Below are 21,322 nucleotides of genomic sequence, written 5' to 3' on the forward strand. Positions count from 1 at the left end.
GCGACCAACGATGGCCCAGAATCCCGGACTAGGCCCCTGGCCTGTCTTCAGCGGCCACGATGGTCCGGGCCACCACCGCTGCCTGTGCGCGAGTGCTGACACCGAGCTTGGTCAGCAGGCTGTGCACGTGATTCTTGACGGTATGGACCGCAATGCACAGCTCGTCGGCGATATCCCTGTTCGCAAGCCCAAGTTCCAGCATCCTGAGGACCTGCACCTCCCGGGCTGTGAGGACCAATTCCCTTGCGGCCGACGGGCGCTGGGACGCGAGCGCCGATAGTCGCCTCAACAGGATCGCCGAAACCCGCGGCGAACACAGCGATTCCCCCGCAGCGACCCTGTGCAGCAATGTGATCAGATCCTGAAGCGTTTCGGTGCGCAGATGGTATCCGGCCACTCCGGCCTCAGCACACGCAACAATCTCGGATTCGTCGTCCTCGGAGACGCCCAGAACCACCACTCGGACCTGCGGCCCCAAGCTCAACGCGCGCCTTAGCAGAATCGCACTGTCGCGAGTCCCCATGTTCAGCACTACAACTCGAGGCAGCCTCGCCTCGAACGCTGCGATCAGGGAGGGAACATCCCAGGCAACCCCGGGGGACACCGCGCCATGCGACAGCAGGACTGCGACGAGATAGTCGCGGTACAACGTGCAGTCATCGACGATGAGAACTTCCGCATCCCGGAGCAAACCGCGTCCATCGACCATAGCGCTATATGGGTCGAGTCGTCCGCCAACGGCAAACGAACGTTCCCACTCATGCAATTCGTCGAGCTGCATCGGAAATGTCGGGGTTCTTCCCGAGTGGTGACCGTTGCCGTTGCCCCTCCCCGGACCGTAGACCGAGTTGCCCCGGTCGGCGACGACCGTCACCACGGGCTCTCCATCATCCGTCAACGCCACCGCGCTCCGAGATGACGAAATTGATTGACGAACTGAAATCTCATCCATGACGGTGATCTGTTCAATCGCACGCTACGGAGGGGCGCACCGTCCCCGTAGATCCCGAGGCCGGTCCTGTCGCACGCCCAATCAATCGCATAGTGTCCAGCCCTTCCTCCGGACAGGTTGCGCGTCTAGCACTTGTGTCCCAGAGTTTGGCCGATGGTATGCATTTGCTAGGTTCACGGTCAACCGTTCTGGACGGCGGTCGACGGCAAAGATTGCGATCAAAAGAGCACATTGGGTAGGAATAGCAGGCCATGGGAAACCCCTGAAGGCATCGACCCTGCTAGCGCGAGTTCAGCAAACGTTCAGTCGAATTGAACCCGTATTTTCGTACCCAAAGTCGGTTTTCCGACCCGGCCCCGAACGCTGCCAGTCTGGGAATACGCTGCGAACGCGCTTCACAGGACACCGTTCAGCACATCACGACTGTTGAAGAATCTCCGCGAGATGCAAAACTGGCAATGATCTTGAATATGCCGAGTCAACAAACCAAAATTTGCTGACACATCAAGGCGCGGTGCGGGGAGCCGCCTACATCCGCTTCCAGAGATCGTCCCCGCCGGAATGACGGGGGGCCTCGGGTGCCACCGGAACCGGGCTGGGCGCGGAGGCAGGCGGTGCCGACGCAGCGGGTGGAGCCGAATGCGTGACCGGGGGCGCCGAGTGCGGAGCCGCCGACGCCGCCCCACCGGACGGGGCGTTCATCTGCGTCTCCCGCGCATCCAGGCCGGCTTCGCGTCGGTCCTGCGCAACGTCGCGGTCGTTCTGCGCCGTCTCGCGATCGTCCTGCTGCTTGTCCCGATCGTTGAGCTTGGCCTCGCGCTCTTCCTGCTGCTGTTGCGGATTCGGGCCACCTTGACCACCCGGGCCGCCGGGCTGGCCGGCACCCGGTGCGCCGCCGTTCTCCGAGCCGCCGCCCTTGGCGCCTTCCATGGCCTTCATCAGCGGCTCCATCAATGAGCCGAACTGCCCGCCCATCTGGCCCATAGCTTGCGACGGCGCACTGGCCATCTGGCCCATCTGTCCCAGCTGCCCCATCATCTGGCTGAGCTGACCCACGCCCTGACCGCCGGAGTCGTCGGCCTTCTCGTAGGCCCCCTGGGCATCCGACAGCTTGGCGTTGAACATGTTTTCCTTGGCCGACAACGCCGTCACATTCGTGGTCAGCGAGGCCGCCAGGGTCGGCACGATGCCGGCGATGGTCATGCTCATCGCATCCTCACCGGGCTGAATCGGCGGCATGTCAGGCAGGTTCAACGACGCGGCGTCCCAGCTGAGCGGACCTTTCATTGACATCGGGCTTCCCGGGCTACTCACGGTTGTCCCCTTCCCGTCGAGACCGATCACCAATCGTCATAGTCATCGCCACCATCCCCCGTGTCGTGTTCCAAAGGAGCCGGGACCGCCAGTCCGGTCGCGGTGCCCCCACCGCCACCGGCACGCTGGCCGCCGCCCATCATGCCCATGCCGCCGCCCATGCCGCCGCCCGTCGCATTGGCCGCTGCCACCGGGGCGACACCGCCGACCACAGCGGCGCTGGCACCGGGGTCGACCGAGACCGGTGCGGTGCTGCCACCGCCCACCATCTTCGCCAGCAAGGGCGTCTGCGGGCTGCCGCCACCGGAGCCCCCGGGCAGACCCGCGGCCTTGACCATGCCCGCACCACTGCTGGGACCGGAGCCGCCGGCCGCCGGATGGTTAGAGAACGCCGAGAAGGGGCTGGGCCCACCGCCGGTGCCCTTGCCACCCGAACCCAACATCGACGTCAGCTGCTGCAGGGGCTGCGACAACTGCTGCAGCGGTTGGGAGAGCTGCTGCGGAATCTGGCCGGCCATCTGCGGCAACTGGCCCAGAATCTGCGGCAGCTGGCTGATCAGCTGCATCATCGAATCGGCGCCCTTCTGGGCCGCCTGCTGAGCTTGCGCCGTCGGCGGGGTGCCGACCTGCGGGAGGTTGGCCACCGTGCTGAGGCTGTCCGCCATTTCCGCGGAGGCGGCCGAGACGGTCGCGGTGTTCTGCGCCAAACCTGCCTTGACCCGGCTCTCGATCAGCGCCTGCGCATTGGGGCCGGCAAGCGGCCCCAGGGCCAAAATGCCCATGACCTCCTGCTGGACCTCTTCCGCGGCCGCATTCACGATCGTCTTGGTCTCCGCCACGGTCGCTGCCATTTTCATCAACGCGGTGGAAATGGCCTGCGCCTGTAGACCATTGGCCTCGTGTCCGCCGATCATCGTGGTCGCCTCACCCGAGGCGGCCAACGCCGCGCCGCCTTCCCACGAACCCTGCAGCTTCGAGAGCTGGCTGGTCTGTTGCGGGACGACTGTGCCACTGATCTTGGCGGCGATCTTCTGATACGACGCCGCCGCCGCGGTCAGCTGTTCCTCGTCGACGCTCGGCCAACCCGGCCCGAGCAAGGTCTGCGACCCGTACGGGCTACTGTCGCGCTCTATCGCCATGCCGCGGCCCCCCCCTATCTACCCGTGATGATGCACATCCGGAGCAAACATTACCGTGCCAATCAGGGGTGGCGATGCACCTTTTATCCGAGGATCAATCCGGATGTCGGCACACCGGTTCCAGCGGTGACCAGTACATGCTCGACGCCCTCGACCTGGTTGACCGAGGTCCCCCGCAACTGGCGCACGCCCTCGGCAATGCCGTTCATGCCGTGGATGTAGGCCTCGCCGAGCTGACCGCCGTGGGTGTTGATCGGCAGCCGTCCGCCGAGCTCGATGGCGCCCCCGGCAATGAAGTCCTTGGCCTCACCCTTACCGCAGAAACCGAGCTCCTCGAGCTGGATCAACGTGTACGGGGTGAAGTGGTCGTAGAGGATCGCGGTCTGGATGTCGTCGGGCGACAGGCCACTCTGCTGCCAGAGCTGACGGCCGACCAGACCCATCTCGGGAAGCCCGAGCTCGTCGCGGTAGTACGAGTACATGGTGAACTGGTCGGTGCCGGCACCTTGGGCGGCGGCCTCGATGATCGCCGGCCGGTGCTTGAGGTCCTTGGCCCGCTCGGGGGTGGTGACGACGATGGCCACGCCGCCGTCGCTCTCCTGGCAGCAGTCCAGCAGCCGCAGCGGTTCGGCGATCCACCGCGAGTTCTGGTGATCCTCGATGGTGATCGGCTTGCCGTAGAAGAACGCCTTCGGGTTGGTCGCGGCATGCTTGCGGTCTGCCACCGACACCGCGCCGAAATCCGCGCTCGTGGCGCCGTATTCATGCATGTAACGCTGCGCGATCATCGCCACCGAGGCGGCCGGGGTGCTCAGCCCGTGCGGGTAGGACCAGCTGTACTCCACGCCGCGCGAATCGGCGTTGACGGTCAGGCCGGTCATCACCTGGCCGAACCGGAACTCGGAGCGCTCGTTGAACGCCCGGTAGGCCACAACGACTTCCGCCACACCGGTCGCGACGGCCAGAGCCGCCTGCTGGACGGTCGCGGCCGCGGCACCGCCGCCGTAACCGATCTGGCTGAAGAACTTGAGATCTCCGATCCCGGTGGAGCGGGCCACGGCGGTCTCCAGATTGGAGTCCATCGTGAACGTCACCAGACCGTCTACGTCGGACGGCTTGAGGCCGGCGTCGTCGAGTGCGTCGAGCACCGCCTCGGCGGCCAGACGCAGTTCACTGCGACCGGAGTTCTTGGAGAAGTCGGTGGCGCCGATACCGGCGATGGCTGCCTTGCCGGAGAGCATCAGTTGTCCCCCAAAGTAAGTGTGGACGTGGCGATGACGTGGTTGCCAAGGCTGTTGCTGCCCACCACTTTCAGTGTCACCAGGTCGCCCTCGATCTCCGTGACCTCCCCGGTGAAGGTGATGGTGTCGTAGGCGTACCAGGGCACCCCGAGGCGCAGCTTGATCGACTTGACGAACGCGTTCGGACCGGCCCAGTCGGTCACGTACCGACCGACCAGCCCGGTGTCGGTGAGGATGTTGACGAAGATGTCCTTGGACCCCTTGGCCTGCGCCAAGTCCCGGTCGTGGTGCACATCCTGGTAGTCGCGCGTCGCGATGGCGGTGGAGACGATGAACGTCGGGTCGCCGTAGATCTTGAGTTCGGGCAACTTGGTGCCGACCCGAACGTCGGAGACAGTCAGGCTCATGCTTGTGGCTCCCATGCGTACAACGTCCAGGCCGGGCTGATCTCACTGTCCGGGAAGTCGATATAGGTTGCGGTGACCGGCATTCCGATCTTCACCTGGTCGGCAGCGATCCCGCGCAGCTCGCCGAGCATCCGGACCCCCTCCTCAAGTTCAACGAGGGCGATCACGAACGGCAGACTGCGTCCGGGCACCTTGGGCGCATGGTGCACGACGTAGCTGAACACCGTGCCCTTGCCGGAGGCCACGACATAATCGACGGGGGCATCTTTGTCGGCCCACACCGCGGGCACCGGCGGGTGCTGCAAGGTGCCATCGGGGCGGCGTTGGATCCGCAGCTCGTGGGCATTGATACCGTCCCAGAAGAACTTGGTATCCCGCGACGAGGACGGCCGCATCAGCTTGTCCGGGTCGAGATCTTCTGGGATCTCGTTGGTTTCAGAGTCTTCCGCGGCTGCCTGCTTACCGGCGGGGAGGAACTTCATGATGCGCCAGTCCATGTCGGCGACTTCCTCGTCACCGACATGCCAGCGGATCTTCTGATTGATGAAGTAGCCCTCGCCCAGTGCGGTCTGCTTGGGACCGACGATGCCGACGATCTCGGCGCTCATCACCACCTGTTCGCCAGGCTGGATGTAGCGGTGGTAGGTCTGGTCGCAGTTGGTGGCGACGACACCGACATACCCGGCATCGTCGAACAACTTCATCGCCCTACCCAGCGGATCATCGTCGGACCGGGTGCGTCCCAGCCCCATCATGGTCCAGACCTGGATCATCGCCGGCGGCGCCACGATGCCGGGATGACCCGCAGCTCTAGCGGCTTCCGCGTCGACGTAGATCGGGTTCTTGTCACCGATCGCGTCGACCCAGTGGTGAATCATGGGCTGATTCACCGGGTCCCGAGCCACCGTCGGTTTGCTCGTCCCGGACGCGATGATCTGGTCGATACCGGCCTGCAGATTCACGCTCATCTCAATCCCTCGCTGTTACCGGGTCACCCTCGGCACCCGCAGGCCCGACGCCGCGATCATCTCGCGCATGACCTCGTTGACGCCACCGCCGAAGGTGATGACCAGGTTGCGCTTGGTCATCTTGTCCAGCCAGACCAATAGTTCGGCGGTCTCCGAGTCCGCCGGGTTGCCGTAACCGCCGACAATCTCTTCGGCCAACCGGCCAACCTCTTGCAGCCGTTCGGTGGAGAACACCTTGGTCGCGGCGGCATCGGCCACGGCGATGGTCTCGCCGGAGGCCGCGACCTGCCAGTTGAGCAGTTCGTTGATCCGCCAGATCGACTTGATCTGCCCCAGAAGGTGTTTCACCTCGTTCTGCTCGATCGGTGGGACACCGTCCGAACCGGGCTTCGATGCCCAGGTGTGCACCTGGTCGTAGATGCCGGCGATACGGCCGGCGGGCCCGAGGCCGACCCGTTCGTGGTTGAGCTGGGTGGTGATGAGCTTCCAGCCGCCGTTCTCCTCACCGACGAGCATGTCGGCGGGCACGTGCACATCGTTGTAGTACGTGGCGTTGGTGTGGTGCGCCCCGTCCGAAAGGATGATCGGGGTCCAGGAATAGCCGGGATCCTTGGTGTCGACGATCAGGATCGAGATGCCCTTGTGCTTGGCCGCGGTGGGGTCCGTACGGCAGGCCAGCCAGATGTAGTCGGCGTCGTGCGCGCCGGTGGTCCACATCTTCTGTCCGTTGACGATGTATTCGTCACCGTGACGGACCGCGGTGGTACGCAGGGACGCCAGGTCGGTTCCGGCGTCGGGCTCGGAGTACCCGATGGCGAAATGCACTTCACCGGCGAGAATTCCGGGCAGGAACTTCTTCTTCTGCTCCTCGGTGCCGAGCGCCTGCAGGGTGGGGCCCACCGTCTGCAACGTGACCATCGGCAGCGGGATGTCGGCCCGGTTGGCCTCGTTGATGAAGATCTGCTGCTCGACCGGGCCGAAGCCCAGGCCGCCGTACTCCTTGGGCCAACCGACGCCGAGCTTGCCGTCGCTGCCCATGCGCTTGATCACCGCACGGTAGGCCTCGTTGTGCCGGTCGGACTCCATCGCCGCGGCCTCTTCGGGCGTGATGAGAGTCGAGAAGTATTCTCGCAGCTCGGCTTGCAGCGCGCGCTGCTCGGGCGTCAGGTCGATGAACATTACGCTCCCACCAAATCGAGGCGATGCGACGGACCACCCAACAGGCGGGTCAGGTCCTTGATCGAGGAGTAGTAGCGGTCCATCGGGTAGGTGATGTCCATACCCATACCGCCGTGCAGGTGATGACACAGCCGCATGGCCGGAGCGGCCTGCGAGCTGAGCCAGTAGCCCAGGATGTTCAGATCCTCGTCGGCGTCAAGGCCTTCGGACAGCCGCCACAGCGCCGAGGTGGACAGCAACGAGATGGTCCGCGAGGCGATGTAGACCTCGGACAGCTGTGCGGCCACCGTCTGGAAGGTCGAGAGCGGACGGCCGAACTGCTCACGGGTGGCCACATAGTCGGCGGTCAACCGGAGCGCGCCGGCAACCAGACCGGCGGCGAACGCCCCGGTGGCAGCGAGCGCCAACTGGTTGACCCGGTGAGCACTCGCGCCGTCGAGCACGTCGGCCGCGTCGACCGCGACGTCGGCGAAGGTGACCGCGTACTCGTCGGAACCGTTGGAGGTCGGGGTCTTGGTGACCGTCACACCGTCGGCCGCGGGCGAGACCACCACCACTGCGCTGTCGGCGGTCACCACCAGCCACTTGGCCGTCTCGGCATAGGGCACACCGACTTTGGTGCCGTTGAGCTTGCCTTCGGCGAAGTTGGTCGCGGGACGCTCCGGCAGCGACTGTCCGGGCTCGTTGAGCGCCGCCGAGAGCACCGCACCCGTCGCGACATCGGCGAGGTACCGGTCCTGCTGCGCGTCGGAGGCGAGGTCGAGCAACGACACCAGACCGAGGCCCACGGTGGCCAGCGCCGGGCCGATGGTGCCGTGCCGACCGATCTCGGTCAACGCGGTCGACAGCTCGGGCAGACCCAGACCGTCACCGCCGAGTCGTTCCGGTACTCCCAGCGCCGCGACACCACCGGAAACCAGTGCATCCCAAGTGTTGTCGCGTTCCAGAACAGAGGTCACCACATCGGCAACAGCCTGCTGCTCTGGGTTCGGTGTGAAATCCACCCGAATCCTCCTTGATCCGTTAGGCGGTCAGTAGCTCAGTGCGCGACCGGGCACTGCCCGGTGTAATCGACCGGCCAGTGCTTGATGCCGTTGAGCCATCCGGACTTTAGCCGCTCGGGATCGCCGGTCGGCTGGAGGTCGGGCATGTGATCAGCGACGGCGTTGAAGATCAGGTTGATCGTCAGGCGGGCCAGGTTGGCGCCGATGCAGTAGTGCGCCCCGGTGCCGCCAAAGCCGACGTGCGGGTTGGGATCGCGAAGGATGTTGAACGTGAACGGGTCCTCGAACACCGCGTCGTCGAAGTTCGCCGAACGGTAGGACATCACCACGCGCTCACCGGCCTTGATCTTGACACCGGCGATCTCGGTGTCCTCGCTGGCGGTGCGCTGGAAGGCCGAAACCGGCGTGGCCCAACGGATGATCTCGTCGACGGCGGTCTTCGGCCGCTCCCGCTTGAAAAGCTCCCACTGATCGGGATTCTGCGAGAACGCGATCATGCCGTGCGTGATGGAGTTACGGCTGGTCTCGTTGCCCGCGACCGCAAGCATGATGACGAAGAAGCCGAACTCGTCGTCGCTGAGCTTCTCGCCGTCGATGTCGGCTTCGATCAGCTTGGTGACGATGTCGTCGGTGGGGTTCTTGCCGCGCTCCTCGGCCATCTTCATGGCGTAGGAGATGAGCTCGAAGGAGGACATGGCCGGATCGACGTCGGCGTACTCGGGATCGTCGCCGGCGGTCATCTCGTTGGACCAGCGGAACAGCTTGTCGCGGTCGTCCTGCGGGACACCGAGCAGTTCGGCGATGGCCTGCAGCGGCAACTCGCAGGAGACCTGCTCGACGAAATCGCCGGTGTTGGACGCGGCGGCGTTCTTGGCGATCTGCTGCGCGCGGTTGTTCAGCTCGTCCTCGAGCCGCGAGAGCGCACGCGGGGTGAAGCCACGGGAGATGATCTTGCGCAGACGGGTGTGGTGCGGTGCGTCCATGTTGAGCAGGACGGCGCGCTGGAGGTCGACCGCTTCGCGGGTCATCTCCTGCGGCCAGACCGGGATCGCGCCGTTCATCGAGCTGGAGAACACGTCGCTGCGCAGCGAGACGTCCTTGACGTCCTCGTGCCGGGTGACCAACCAGTAGCCCTTGTCTCCGAAGCCACCGGTGCCGCCCGGGACGTCGACCCAGCGGACCGGCTCGGCCTTACGGAGCTCGGCGAGTTCCTCGACCGGCAGGCCCTTGAGGTTCAGCTCGGAATCGAGGAAGTCGAATTCCTTGGGGATGTTGGGGCAGCCCATGTGTCTAACTCCTAGTGTCTGCAGCAAGCCGTGCGGGTAGCCAGCGATGCTTGAAACAACGTGGTCTAGTACCAATTGTGACCATTGAAACACGGCTTGACCGCAGATCAAAGGCAGTGATACATCCGCGCTTGTCAGAGTAATGAAACGTGTTCTAGCCTGGCTTCATGGGTAACCCTGTCATCGTCGAAGCCACCCGCAGCCCCATCGGCAAGCGCAACGGCTGGTTGTCCGGCCTGCACGCCACCGAGCTTCTCGGAGCCGTCCAGAAGGCCCTCATCGAGAAGGCCGGAATCGACCCCGGCAGCGTCGAGCAGCTCATCGGTGGCTGCGTCACGCAGTTCGGCGAGCAGGGCAACAATGTCACCCGGCAGTCCTGGCTGGTCGCCGGGCTGCCCGAGCACGTCGGCGCCACCACCGTCGACTGCCAGTGCGGCAGCGCCCAGCAGGCCAACCATCTGGTCGCCGGCCTGATCGCCACCGGCGCCATCGACATCGGCATCGCCTGTGGCATCGAGGCGATGAGCCGGGTCGGGCTCGGCGCCAACGGCGGCGGCGCCCGCGCCGCGTCCTGGGACATCGACCTGCCCAACCAGTTCGAGGCCGCCGAGCGGATCGCCAAGCGCCGCGGCATCACCCGCGCCGATGTGGATGCGCTGGGCCTGGCGTCGCAGCTGAAGGCCAAACAGGCCTGGGCCGAGGGTCGTTTCGACCGCGAGATCTCCCCGATCGAGGCACCGGTCATCGACGAGAACAAGCAGCCGACCGCCGAATGGAACACGGTCAGCCGCGACCAGGGTCTGCGCGACACCACCGCTGAGGGCCTGGCCGGGCTGAAGCCGGTGATCGAAGGTGGCATCCACACTGCCGGTACGTCCTCGCAGATCTCCGACGGCGCCGCGGCGGTGCTGTGGATGGACGAGGACAAGGCGAAGGCCCTCGGCCTGAAGCCGCGCGCCCGCATCATCAGCCAGGCCAACGTCGGCGCCGAGACCTACTACCACCTCGACGGCCCGGTGCAGTCCACCGCCAAGGTCCTCGAGAAGGCCGGCATGAAGATGGGCGACATCGACCTCGTCGAGATCAATGAGGCCTTCGCCTCTGTCGTGCTGTCCTGGGCTCAGGTGCACGGCGCCGACATGGACAAGGTCAACGTCAACGGCGGCGCCATCGCGCTGGGCCACCCGGTCGGATCGACGGGCGCCCGCCTGATCACCACGGCCCTGCACGAGCTGGAGCGCACCGACAAGAGCACGGCGCTGATCACCATGTGCGCCGGCGGCGCGCTGTCTACCGGCACGATCATCGAGCGCATCTAGTGACCTTCAGCGACGCCGAGCGCATCGCGGCCGCACAGGCCTACATCGATGCGCTGGTGAGCCATCAGGCGGATGCAGTCCCGTTCACACCGGACTGCATCCGCATCGAGATGGGGCTGAAGACCGGCCGTTCCGGAGATCATCTGCGGCGCAGCCTGAACAGCGGCCCGCAGTTCAAGTTGATCGAGAAGACGACGACGCCGGAATTCACCGTCGACGGCGATCAGGTCCGCGCTCGGTTCGACGTGCTCACCAAGCCGCGCCTGTTCGGGTGGCGGGTGTGCTCGCACGTCGACGAGACGTTCCTGATCCCGGCATCCGACGGAAAGATCCACCACATCCGCGCCTCCCTGACCCCGTTCATCAGCCGCTAAGGTCCACCGCATGGCCAACACCCCGCGCCCGCTGAACCCCAAACAGGTCGAACGGCTCAACGCGAAATCGACCGGCACCGCCATCAAGTGGATGTCGCGCGCCCAGACCTGGATCTTCAAGAAGACGGGCGGGCGCTTCGGCGACAAGTTCCTGCGCGGCGCGGAAGTGGGCATCCTGACCACGATCGGGCGCAAGTCGGGCGAGGAGCGCGACAGCCCGCTGCTGTTCCTGCAGGAAGGCAAGCGCATCGTGCTGGTCGCCTCGCAGGGCGGCCGGGCCACCAACCCGATGTGGTACCTGAACCTGGTGGCCAATCCCCGGGTGAGGTTCCAGACCAAGCGCGAGACCCTGGAGCTCACCGCGCGCGACGCCACCGACGCCGAGCGCGACGTGTACTGGCCCAAGCTGGACGCCATGTATGCCGACTTCGTGAACTACCGGTCCTACACCGACCGCAAGATCCCGATCGTGATCTGCGACCCGGCATGACCTGACCTTCACCCGAAACGCCCCTGACCTTGAGGTCGGGGGCGTTTTGCGTTGCCAGGTGTCCTGGAGCCGGCCAATTACGCAACTCTCGGTAGCAGAATTGACGGGTGAACAGAATTTTGATTATGTTCTGTGAGCACGCACACAGTTGAACGGCAAGTGAGCGGCAGCCCACGATTTCGTGAACCGATGGAGACCCTATGCAACGACCCAACCGACGCCGGGTTGCCGGTGCCGCCGCAACAACCCTGACGGCGTGCTCTCTGTTCGCGGCAGCGACGCTGCCCGCCGCGGCGATGACCGTGACGTTCATCCGGCACGCCGAGTCGCAGGGCAACGCCTCGGGGTACATCGACACCAGCACCCCGGGGCCGCACCTGACCAATGACCAGATCAACCAGAACGGTGGCGAGACCGGCGAGCAGCAGGCGCAGAACTGGGCCAACACTCAGTGCCCCACCGCCTCGTGCACCAAGTACGACGCGCTCTATGCCTCGACCATGATTCGCACCCAGGAGACCGCGGCGCCGTTCGCCGCCAAGCGCGGGCTGCCGGTCACGATCCTCGGTCAGTTCGACCCGGCCAACCCGCAGCGGAACTCCGGTGTGCAGGAAATCAGTGCCGGCATCTTCGAGGGCCTGCCCGAGAGTGAGGGCATCGGCCGCATCGGTTACATCCTCGCGCCGCTGGCCTGGACGTTGGGCCTGCAGTTCATCTCGGTTCCCGGCGGCGAGAGCGGCCTGGAGTTCAACGAGCGCGTGACGAATGCACTTGCCGACGTGGAGTCCGGCACCTCCGACACCAACGGCGACGGCAAGGTCGACGCCGCGGTGTTCTCGCACGGCGCCACCATCATGATGTGGACGATGATGAACGTCGACAACCCGAACCTGTTGTTGATCGTGCAGCATCCGTTGAACAACACCGACACGGTGGTCGTGGAGAAGAACGCCGACGGCAGCTGGACCCTCAAGGAATGGGCCGGCCAAGAGGTCGGCGCGGCCAATTACCCGACCCAGATGTTCGTCAACTTCCGGGATCTGATCGTCGCGCCGCAGAAGGCCGTCTACAACATGCGCATCCCGGTCCTGTCGCTGGACGCCCAGGGCATCGTCACCACCGGGGCGCAGGGCGTGCAGGACGTCGCCAACGCCGGCGTGAAGTTCGTCAAGGACTCGATCACCGACACCGTGAACGCGATCACCGGCATCCCGGGCTCGCTGGGGCAGCCGACGAACCAGGTTTCCAAGCTCAGCACGGAGAAGACCGCCGTCGGCGACACCCCGTCGGTCAAGGATCTCGCCGTCGTCAAGACTGCCGTCGAGAACGCCACCGAGGACGCCGGCTCCACCGTCGAGAAGGTGACCGAGCCGGTGCAGGCCAAGATCACCGCCGCCCGTACCGCCAACGGCGCAACCAAGCTGACCGACGGCAACAAGGCAGAACCGGGTAAGGCTGTGTCGGCGGTTCGCGACCGGGTCAAGCAGGCTGCAGACGACGTGCGCAGCGGAGTTGAGTCCTCGGTCAAGCAGGCGAGTGACAACGTCAAGAAGCTCACCGGCGCCGACAAGGCCGACAAGGCCGACAAGGCCAGCAGCACCAGCAAACCGAAGACCGCATCGAAAGATGCCGCGTGAAATAGCGTGTAGCGCAAGGTAATACCAACCGGGTCGGTCCCCCTCCTCGCATCGGGAGGGGGACTGAGTCGTGTCTGCACCCGGTTAGAGCAGCACCTCAAATCTGTCAAATACCCTCCCACACAGTGGGATAGCTACGCATCGACGTCTACCCCCAACCGCAGAATGCATCTGACTGTCAAGCGAATATCGCTGATAATCCACTGAGAACCGGGGGGCCAGGATGACGGGCAGCATTCGCGGCGCAGCAAAGAAGTTCGGCGGCAAGGACATTGATCCTTGCTGAGCCCCGCCGCGTGAAATCGCCAGTGCCAGAAGCCTAACCGCGGGCCTGAGTCGGTCCGCTTCCTCTCGAAGAGGAGGTCACTCGAACATCCCTTTTTCCATGAGTCAAGACAAAACCGTTGAACACCAAACGAAAGGGCGAAAGTACATGATTCACCTCAGACGCGGCGCACCTGCGCCACGAAAACGAACAATGCTCGGGGGCGTCGCCCTGGCATTCCTCGCCTTCTTCCTGGCGATGCCCGTCGCCCATGCCGCCGAGGTCATGCGTGTGACGTTCATACGTCACGCGCAATCGGAGGGCAACGCCTCCGGCCTGATCGACACCAAGACCCCGGGTCCGGTGCTGACCCCCCTGGGCCAGCAGCAGGCCCAGGCCGTAGCCGACAAGCTGGGCGACAACAACTACGACGCCATCTACGCGTCCCAGATGGTGCGCACGCAGCTCACCGCCGCACCGATGTCGCAGCGCCTCGGCCTGCCGATCCAGGTGCTTCCCGGCCTGCAGGAGATCGAGGCCGGTGTCTTCGAGGGCACCCCGGAAGCGAACGCTTCCAGCGGGTACGGCCTGTATCCGATCGCATGGGCGCTCCCGGGCGTGATCCCGCAGATCCCGTTCAACAAGGGCACGTACATGCCGGGTACCAACGTCAACGGATACGTGTTCGACGAACGGGTCCGGGGCGCGCTGCAGACCATGTACGACAACGGCGACCGCAACGCCGTGGTGTTCTCGCACGGCGGCACCATCATGTTCTGGACCTTGATGAACGTTGAGAACATCACCGTGATGCAGAAGCTCCAGCTGCTGCAGACAGCCCAGTTGAACAACACCGATTACGTCGTCATCGAGGGCAACAACGAGGACGGCTGGACCCTGGTGAACTGGAACGGCCAGCAGTTCAGCCCGGAACGGACCTTCGGATACGAAGTGAAACTCCAGCTCCGGACGCTGACCCGCCAGCTGACCGCCGCTGCGGATCAGGTCAAGGAGGCCTTCAAGACGGGTGACCTCGTGACCATCGCGACGGCCATCAACCACAGTGTCGCCGACGCAACCTTCTCGGTCACCAAGTTCAACCGTGCTGTCAACGCGGAGATCATCAAGCGCGTCAGCGATGCATTCCCGAGCAAGACCAACGATCTGCAGGACAAGGTGTCCACCGGGGTCGAGGACGTCAAGAGCACGCTGAACGTGACCAAGGACAGCATCGAGCAGAAGGTTCAGTCCGCTCCGGAGACGGAGACCGCCTCGGACACAACGAAACCGGCTGATTCCGCATCCCTCGCGGGGGCGAAGTCGAAGCTCAAGGCCGCTGTCGACGGCATCGTCAAGCCCCGTGGCGCGACCGATCTGTCCGATGGGAACAAGGCTCTGCCGGGCGTCACGAAGTCGCTGAACCGTAGCAGCGAGCAGGTCCGGACCGCCGTCAAGGAAACCCAGGACCAGGTGTCGTCGTCGATCAAGAAGCTCAGCGACGCCGTCAAGAAGGCCACCGGCCAGCCGAGCAAGTCGGCCGGTGACAACGACGGTGCCGGCAGCGACACCGCTGGCAAGAAGGACGCCGCCTGACCAGTCGGCATTTTCAAGGGGTGCCCCAGACCAATTGGTCTGGGGCACCTTTTGTATTCGAGTCTGCTTCTAGGACAACGAGTCTGCACTCAGATCGCGAATCCGGCGGATTTCACGATCTGAGCGCAGTCTCGACGAAACAAGAAGAAATTACGCGCCGTAAACCGGGACCGCGGGGCGAGCCTTGGCCAGCAGGTCGTTGACGACCGGGCCCAGCTCGGCGGGATCCCATTTCGCGCCCTTGTCGATCTGCGGACCGTGGGCCCAGCCCTCGGCGATGCGGATCTTGCCGCCCTCGATCTCGAACATCTTGCCGGTGACGTCCTTGGACTCGACGCTGCCCAACCACACCACCAGCGGGGAGATGTTCTCCGCGGCCATGGCATCGAAGGACTGGTCCTGGGTGGCCATCATGTCGGCGAAGACGGTCTCGGTCATCCGGGTCCGGGCCGAGGGCGCAATGCCGTTGACGGTGACGCCGTAGCGACCCATCTCGGCCGCGGCCACCAGCGTCAGCGCGGCAATGCCGGCCTTCGAGGCGCTGTAGGTGGCCTGGCCGACGCTGCCCTGCAGGCCGGCGCCGGAGCTGGTGTTGATGATGCGCGCGTCAACGGTTTCGCCGGCCTTGGACTTGGCCCGCCAGTACGCGGCGGCGTGCTTCATGGTGGCGAAGTGCCCCTTGAGGTGCACGGCGGTGACGGCGTCGAACTCCTCTTCGGTGGCGTTGGCGAACATCCGGTCGCGCACGATGCCGGCGTTGTTCACCAGCACGTCCAGGGTGCCGAAGGCATCCACGGCGGTCTGGATCAGGCCCTCGGCTTGCGCCCAGTCGGCGACGTTGGCGCCACTGGTGACGGCTTCGCCTCCGGCAGCGACGATCTCGTCGACCACATTCTGCGCGGCGCTGCCGCCGCCGGCGGGCGAACCGTCCAGGCCGACCCCGATGTCGTTGACCACGACGCGGGCGCCTTCGGCAGCGAACGCGAGCGCGTGCTCACGCCCGATACCGCCACCGGCACCCGTCACGATGACCACGCGGCCGTCGAGCAATCCCATACCTGTATCTCCTTATTTATTGGCGTTTGAGGCGTCGAGGTAGGTCGGCGGTTCACCACCGCCGTGCACCTGCAGCGCCGCCCCACTGATGTAGGACGCCGCGTCAGAGGTCAAAAACGCTGCGGCCCAGCCGATATCGGTGGGCTTGGCCAGCCGGCCCAGCGGGACGGTGGCGGCCACCGCGGCCACCGACTCGGCGTCGCCGTAGAACAGTTCGGACTGCTCGGTCTCGACCATGCCGACCACCACGGAGTTCACCCGCACCTTGGGCGCCCATTCCACGGCCAGCGTGGTGGTCAGGTTGTCGATACCGGCCTTGGCCGCGCCGTAGGCGGCGGTACCCGGGGTGGGCCGGTGCGCACTGACGCTGGAGATGTTGACGATCACCCCGCCCGTCTCCTGCTTCTGCATCACGGCGTTGGCGTGCTGGGAGACCGAGAGCGGCCCGAGCAGGTTGAGCTCGATGATCTTGGTGCTGAACTTGGCCGACGCATCTGCGGCGGCCACGTACGGCGATCCGCCGGCGTTGTTCACCACGGCATCCAACCGGCCGTGCTTGGCCACGATGGCCTCGATGAGCGCGGCCACCGAGTCGTCATCACGGACGTCGCAGCTGTGGAATTCGTAGGGCAGCCCCTCGACCGGACGGCGTGCGCAGGTCACCACAGTGGCGCCCTGACCAGCAAAAACCGCGCTGATTCCAGCGCCAACCCCTCGCACTCCGCCGGTCACCAGGACCACCTTGCCGGTCAAACCCAAATTGATGGCACCGGCTTCTGGCGTATCGGTCACTGTGCTAGCGTACCAAGCAAGTGCTTGCTTAGGTAGCGACCCCTTCAGGAAGTGGATTGATGACGATCACCACCAAGACAGTCGAGCCGGGCATCGTCTCGGTCACCGTCAACTACCCGCCCGTCAACGCCATCCCGTCGGCCGGCTGGTTCGAACTCGGCGATGCGATCACCGCGGCAGGCCGCGACCGCAGCACGCACGTCGTGATCCTGCGAGCCGAGGGCCGTGGCTTCAACGCCGGTGTGGACATCAAGGAAATGCAGAACACCGAGGGCTTCGGCGCGCTGATCGACGCCAACCGCGGCTGCTACCACGCGTTCAAGTCCGTGTACGAGTGCGAGGTCCCTGTCGTCGCGGCGGTCAACGGCTTCTGCGTCGGCGGCGGAATCGGCCTGGTCGGCAACGCCGACGTGATCGTCGCCTCCGATGACGCCAAGTTCGGACTCCCGGAGGTGGAGCGCGGCGCGCTCGGAGCCGCCACCCATCTGTCCCGGCTGGTCCCCCAGCACCTGATGCGCCGGCTGTTCTTCACCGCCGCCACCGTTCCCGCCGAAACGCTGCACCACTTCGGTTCGGTGCACGAGGTGGTCCCGCGTGAGGATCTCGACGAGGCCGCCCTGCGCGTCGCCCGCGACATCGCCAGCAAGGACACCCGGGTGATCCGGGCGGCCAAAGAGGCGCTGAACTTCATCGACGTGCAGCCAGTCAACGCGCGCTACCGCATGGAGCAGGGCTTCACCTTCGAACTCAACCTGTCCGGTGTGTCCGACGAGCACCGCGACGCCTTCGCCGGAACCTCAAAGGGAGACACGAAGTAATGGCAGACAAGCGAACAACTCTCGACGAGGCGGTCGCCTCGATCGAGAGCGGCATGACGATCGGCCTCGGCGGCTGGGGCTCGCGGCGCAAGCCGATGGCCTTCGTCCGCGCCCTGCTGCGCACCGACGTCAAAGACCTGACCGTGGTCACCTACGGCGGTCCCGATCTGGGCCTGCTGTGCTCGGCCGGCAAGGTCAAGCGCGTCTACTACGGCTTCGTGTCCCTGGACTCGCCGCCGTTCTACGACCCGTGGTTCGCCAAGGCCCGCACCACCGGTGCCATCGAGGCCCGCGAGATGGACGAGGGCATGCTGCGCTGCGGCCTGCAGGCTGCCGCCCAGCGGCTGCCGTTCCTGCCGATCCGCGCCGGCCTCGGTAGCGATGTCCGGACGTTCTGGGGCGACGAGCTCAAGACCGTGAAGTCCCCGTACCCGACCGACGGTGCCTACGAGGAACTGATCGCGATGCCCGCGCTGAACCTCGACGCGGCGTTTGTGCACATGAATCTCGGTGATGCCCAGGGCAATGCGGCCTACACCGGTATCGACCCGTACTTCGATGACCTGTTCCTGATGTCGGCGCAGCGCCGCTTCCTCTCGGTCGAGCGCGTGGTGACCACCGAGGAACTGGTCAAGGCCGTCCCGACGCAGGCCCTGCTGATCAACCGGATGATGGTCGATTCCGTGGTGGAAGCCCCCAACGGCGCCCACTTCACCACCAACGAGCCCGATTACCGGCGCGACGAGAAGTTCCAGCGCCACTACGCAGAGGCCGCCGGCTCCGACGAGACCTGGGCCGAGTTCGTCAAGACGTATCTGTCCGGCAGCGAAGCCGACTACCAGGCGGCCGTGCGGAAGTTCAAGGAAGATCAGGAGGCCAGCAAGTGATTGCCGTGACCCGTGCTGAGGTGTGCGCCGTCGCCTGCGCCGAACTGTTCCGCGACGCCGGCGAGATCATGGCCAGCCCGATGACCACCGTCGTCCAGATCGGTGCCCGGCTGGCCCGGCTGACCTTCTCCCCCGACATTGTGCTGACCGACGGTGAGGCCCGGATCCTGGCCGACACCCCGGCCATCGGCGCCCCCTTCACCGTCGAGGGCTGGATGCCGTTCAACCGGGTCTTCGAGACCCTGGCCTGGGGCAAGCGCCATGTGGTGATGGGCGCCAACCAGATCGACCGCTACGGCAACCAGAACCTGTCGGCGTTCGGTCCGATCCAGCAGCCGACCCGGCAGATGTTCGGAGTCCGCGGCGCGCCCGGCAACAGCATCAACCACGCCACGAGCTACTTCGTGGGCAACCACTCCAAGCGCGTGTTCTGCGACTCGGTGGACATCGTGTCCGGAATCGGCTGGGACAAGGTCGATCCGGAGAATCCGGCCTACCGCTTCGCGAACATCTACCGCGTGGTGTCCAACCTGGGCGTGTTCGACTTCAACGGCCCCGACCACCAGATGCGGGCGGTCTCGCTGCACCCCGGCGTCGAGGCCGATCAGGTCGCCGACAACACCTCCTTCGAGGTGCACGGCCTAGAGGAGGCCGAGACCACCCGGTTGGCCACCGATGAGGAGCTCAGGCTCCTGCGCGAGGTCATCGATCCGAAGTCGCTGCGCGACAAAGAGGTCAAGGTCTAAAGAATGGGCAAGCTCAAGACTCCGCTGACCGAACTGGTCGGTATCGAGCATCCCGTCGTGCAGACGGGAATGGGCTGGGTGGCCGGTGCACGACTGGTCGCCGCAACCTCCAATGCCGGCGGGCTCGGCATCCTGGCGTCAGCGACGATGACGCTCGAGGAACTGCAGACCGCCGTAACCAAGGTCAAGGCCGCCACCGACAAACCCTTCGGCATCAACATGCGTGCCGACGCGGGCGATGCCGGTGCGCGTGTCGACCTCCTGATCCGCGAAGGAGTCAAAGTCGCCTCCTTCGCTCTAGCTCCCAAGCCCGAGTTGATCGCCAAGCTGAAAGATGCCGGTGTCGTGGTGATCCCGTCGGTCGGTGCGGCCAAGCACGCCAAGAAGGTGGCCGGCTGGGGCGCTGACGCGGTGATCGTGCAGGGTGGGGAGGGCGGTGGCCACACCGGTCCCGTCGCCACCACGCTCCTGCTGCCCTCGGTGCTCGATGCCGTCAAGGACACCGGCATGCCGGTGATCGCCGCCGGCGGTTTCTTCGACGGCCGCGGCCTGGCTGCCGCACTGTCCTACGGTGCCGCTGGGGTTGCCATGGGAACCCGGTTCCTGCTGACCTCGGATTCCACCGTGCCCGACGCGGTCAAGGAGCGGTACCTGCAGTCCGCGCTGGACGGCACCGTGGTGTCCACCCGCGTCGACGGCATGCCGCACCGGGTGCTGCGCACCGGTCTGGTCGAGAAGCTGGAGAGCGGTTCGCGGGCACGCGGTTTCGCCGCCGCGATCGGCAACGCCCAGAAGTTCAAGAAGCTCTCGGGCATGACGTGGCTGTCGATGGTCAAGGACGGCCTCGCGATGCGGCACGGCAAGGAGCTCACCTGGTCGCAGGTCGTGATGGCGGCCAACACCCCGATGTTGCTCAAAGCCGGCCTGGTGGAGGGCAATACCGACGCCGGCGTGCTGGCCTCGGGACAGGTGGCGGGCATCATCAACGACCTGCCGTCGTGTGCTGAGCTGGTCGAGAAGATCGTCGACGACGCCGTCGCACACCTGCAGTCCGCGTCGTCCTACATTCAGTAACCTTCCCTGCGCGAGCAGACGTAAAACTGCCCCTTTTCACGTGAAGAGGGGCAGTTTTTTGTCTGCTCACGGGAGAACGCCGGGCACAGTGGAGGCATGGACATCCGTCGCGTCGAACACCCAGTGGTCAGGCGAGCCGCCGAGGGGCTGCACAACTTCAACAGCAGGCACCCGTGGAGTCACAACGACCATTTCCACCGTTGGATCCTGGCGAACCTGCCCGCACACCGCGGCAGCGCGATCGACATCGGATGCGGCCAGGGCGCTTTGGTGGCTCAACTGGCCGCTCGGTTCACACATGTCCGCGGTACGGATCTTGATGCGGGCATGCGCGCCGAAGCGGCCCAGCGCTGCGCCGGCCTGGCCAACGTCACCATCGACGACAGCCAACTCGCCCACCTCGACGGACCGGTCGATGTCATCACCATGGTGGCAGTGCTGCACCACCTCGACGTCGAGCAAGCGCTGATCGAGGTCCGACGGCTGCTGAGCCCGGGCGGACGGTTTCTGGCCGTCGGACTGGCCGCGCCCGCCTCGATCAGTGACACCGCATGGGATCTGGCGTCCGCGGTGACCAACCCGATCATCGGCCTGATCAAACATCCGCGCCCGGTGCCCGGTGATCCGGTACCCCCGCCGTTCCCGGTCCGCGATCCTCAGCTCAGCTTCGATGAGCTTCAAGCTGTTGCCCATCAAGTCATGCCGGGCGCCGCGATGCGCCGTCGGCTGGCGTTCCGGCACACCATCTGCTGGACGAAACCCGGCTGAACTGCCCGGACGG

At 65.4% G+C, this 21,322-nt stretch carries 21 protein-coding genes; 10 read left to right on the forward strand and 11 right to left on the reverse strand.

The features are described from left to right. Positions 1 to 28 precede the first annotated feature (28 nt). From ACZYZ7_RS29235 to ACZYZ7_RS29275, 9 genes are all read right to left on the reverse strand, one after another. Positions 29 to 877 (reverse strand): LuxR C-terminal-related transcriptional regulator, encoded by an 849-nt coding sequence (locus tag ACZYZ7_RS29235; protein WP_450072950.1) that lies wholly within the window; start codon positions 875 to 877, stop codon positions 29 to 31. Between the two features lie 603 nt (positions 878 to 1,480). After that, positions 1,481 to 2,245: a hypothetical protein gene (locus ACZYZ7_RS29240; protein WP_463742346.1), complete on the reverse strand. Its 765-nt coding sequence runs from the start codon at positions 2,243 to 2,245 to the stop codon at positions 1,481 to 1,483. Positions 2,246 to 2,292: 47 nt separating this feature from the next. Continuing rightward, entirely contained in the window at positions 2,293 to 3,405 is a 1,113-nt protein-coding gene (locus tag ACZYZ7_RS29245; protein ID WP_135458739.1) for a hypothetical protein, read from the reverse strand. 83 nt (positions 3,406 to 3,488) lie between these two features. Then, entirely contained in the window at positions 3,489 to 4,646 is a 1,158-nt protein-coding gene (locus tag ACZYZ7_RS29250) for a lipid-transfer protein (protein ID WP_090518404.1), read from the reverse strand. Then, positions 4,646 to 5,053 (reverse strand): MaoC family dehydratase, encoded by a 408-nt coding sequence (locus ACZYZ7_RS29255; protein WP_167858004.1) that lies wholly within the window; start codon positions 5,051 to 5,053, stop codon positions 4,646 to 4,648. Before ACZYZ7_RS29255 ends, ACZYZ7_RS29250 begins: the two co-directional genes overlap by 1 nt. Then, positions 5,050 to 6,021, reverse strand: a complete 972-nt coding sequence (locus ACZYZ7_RS29260; RefSeq protein ID WP_463742347.1) for a bifunctional MaoC family dehydratase N-terminal/OB-fold nucleic acid binding domain-containing protein — start codon at positions 6,019 to 6,021, stop codon at positions 5,050 to 5,052. The genes ACZYZ7_RS29255 and ACZYZ7_RS29260 overlap by 4 nt, the downstream gene beginning before the upstream one ends. A gap of 15 nt (positions 6,022 to 6,036) precedes the next feature. Next, the gene (gene fadE29, locus ACZYZ7_RS29265; RefSeq protein WP_135458745.1) at positions 6,037 to 7,200 is read right to left on the reverse strand and encodes an acyl-CoA dehydrogenase FadE29; all 1,164 of its coding nucleotides are present in this window, start codon (positions 7,198 to 7,200) and stop codon (positions 6,037 to 6,039) included. Then, the gene (locus tag ACZYZ7_RS29270; RefSeq protein ID WP_450072947.1) at positions 7,200 to 8,204 is read right to left on the reverse strand and encodes an acyl-CoA dehydrogenase family protein; all 1,005 of its coding nucleotides are present in this window, start codon (positions 8,202 to 8,204) and stop codon (positions 7,200 to 7,202) included. The genes fadE29 and ACZYZ7_RS29270 overlap by 1 nt, the downstream gene beginning before the upstream one ends. Before the next feature lie 35 nt (positions 8,205 to 8,239). Continuing rightward, positions 8,240 to 9,490, reverse strand: coding sequence for a cytochrome P450 (locus ACZYZ7_RS29275; RefSeq protein WP_135458749.1), 1,251 nt, complete (start codon positions 9,488 to 9,490; stop codon positions 8,240 to 8,242). A gap of 167 nt (positions 9,491 to 9,657) precedes the next feature. On the opposite strand from ACZYZ7_RS29275, the gene ACZYZ7_RS29280 reads away from it, so the two are divergent. The 5 genes from ACZYZ7_RS29280 to ACZYZ7_RS29300 all read left to right on the forward strand — a co-directional run bounded on the left by ACZYZ7_RS29280 (position 9,658) and on the right by ACZYZ7_RS29300 (position 15,168). Next, entirely contained in the window at positions 9,658 to 10,809 is a 1,152-nt protein-coding gene (locus ACZYZ7_RS29280; RefSeq protein WP_135458751.1) for a steroid 3-ketoacyl-CoA thiolase, read from the forward strand. Then, the gene (locus ACZYZ7_RS29285; RefSeq protein WP_450072946.1) at positions 10,809 to 11,183 is read left to right on the forward strand and encodes a hypothetical protein; all 375 of its coding nucleotides are present in this window, start codon (positions 10,809 to 10,811) and stop codon (positions 11,181 to 11,183) included. Before ACZYZ7_RS29280 ends, ACZYZ7_RS29285 begins: the two co-directional genes overlap by 1 nt. A gap of 10 nt (positions 11,184 to 11,193) precedes the next feature. After that, positions 11,194 to 11,673 carry a nitroreductase family deazaflavin-dependent oxidoreductase gene (locus ACZYZ7_RS29290; RefSeq protein WP_450072945.1) on the forward strand — a complete coding sequence of 160 codons (480 nt, stop codon included), beginning with the start codon at positions 11,194 to 11,196 and terminating at the stop codon, positions 11,671 to 11,673. A gap of 200 nt (positions 11,674 to 11,873) precedes the next feature. After that, on the forward strand, positions 11,874 to 13,310 hold the full coding sequence (locus tag ACZYZ7_RS29295) for a histidine phosphatase family protein (protein ID WP_463742348.1): 1,437 nt from the start codon (positions 11,874 to 11,876) through the stop codon (positions 13,308 to 13,310). Positions 13,311 to 13,788: 478 nt separating this feature from the next. Continuing rightward, entirely contained in the window at positions 13,789 to 15,168 is a 1,380-nt protein-coding gene (locus tag ACZYZ7_RS29300) for a histidine phosphatase family protein (protein WP_450072943.1), read from the forward strand. 150 nt (positions 15,169 to 15,318) lie between these two features. On the opposite strand, the gene ACZYZ7_RS29305 is transcribed toward ACZYZ7_RS29300, so the two are convergent. Then, on the reverse strand, positions 15,319 to 16,224 hold the full coding sequence (locus ACZYZ7_RS29305) for an SDR family oxidoreductase (protein ID WP_029108221.1): 906 nt from the start codon (positions 16,222 to 16,224) through the stop codon (positions 15,319 to 15,321). A 12-nt stretch (positions 16,225 to 16,236) separates the two neighbouring features. Next, complete coding sequence (locus ACZYZ7_RS29310; RefSeq protein WP_135458758.1) at positions 16,237 to 17,016, reverse strand: SDR family oxidoreductase; 780 nt, start codon at positions 17,014 to 17,016, stop codon at positions 16,237 to 16,239. Positions 17,017 to 17,075: 59 nt separating this feature from the next. Here ACZYZ7_RS29310 and echA20 point away from each other — a divergent pair, with 59 nt between their 5' ends. From echA20 to ACZYZ7_RS29335, 5 genes are all read left to right on the forward strand, one after another. Then, positions 17,076 to 17,834 (forward strand): (7aS)-7a-methyl-1,5-dioxo-2,3,5,6,7,7a-hexahydro-1H-indene-carboxyl-CoA hydrolase, encoded by a 759-nt coding sequence (echA20, locus tag ACZYZ7_RS29315; RefSeq protein WP_135458761.1) that lies wholly within the window; start codon positions 17,076 to 17,078, stop codon positions 17,832 to 17,834. After that, a complete protein-coding gene (gene ipdA, locus ACZYZ7_RS29320; RefSeq protein ID WP_450072942.1) occupies positions 17,834 to 18,721 on the forward strand; it encodes a cholesterol ring-cleaving hydrolase subunit IpdA in 888 nt (295 codons plus the stop codon). Before echA20 ends, ipdA begins: the two co-directional genes overlap by 1 nt. Beyond that, the gene (ipdB, locus tag ACZYZ7_RS29325) at positions 18,718 to 19,467 is read left to right on the forward strand and encodes a cholesterol ring-cleaving hydrolase subunit IpdB (RefSeq protein WP_450072941.1); all 750 of its coding nucleotides are present in this window, start codon (positions 18,718 to 18,720) and stop codon (positions 19,465 to 19,467) included. The genes ipdA and ipdB overlap by 4 nt, the downstream gene beginning before the upstream one ends. A 3-nt stretch (positions 19,468 to 19,470) precedes the next feature. After that, positions 19,471 to 20,541 (forward strand): (3aS,4S,5R,7aS)-5-hydroxy-7a-methyl-1-oxo-octahydro-1H-indene-4-carboxyl-CoA dehydrogenase, encoded by a 1,071-nt coding sequence (gene ipdC / locus ACZYZ7_RS29330; RefSeq protein WP_135458766.1) that lies wholly within the window; start codon positions 19,471 to 19,473, stop codon positions 20,539 to 20,541. Positions 20,542 to 20,637: 96 nt separating this feature from the next. After that, the gene (locus ACZYZ7_RS29335) at positions 20,638 to 21,309 is read left to right on the forward strand and encodes a class I SAM-dependent methyltransferase (RefSeq protein WP_450072940.1); all 672 of its coding nucleotides are present in this window, start codon (positions 20,638 to 20,640) and stop codon (positions 21,307 to 21,309) included. The last annotated feature ends 13 nt before the right edge of the window (positions 21,310 to 21,322 follow it).

The organism is Mycobacterium sp. IDUB_17, assembly GCF_055419465.1.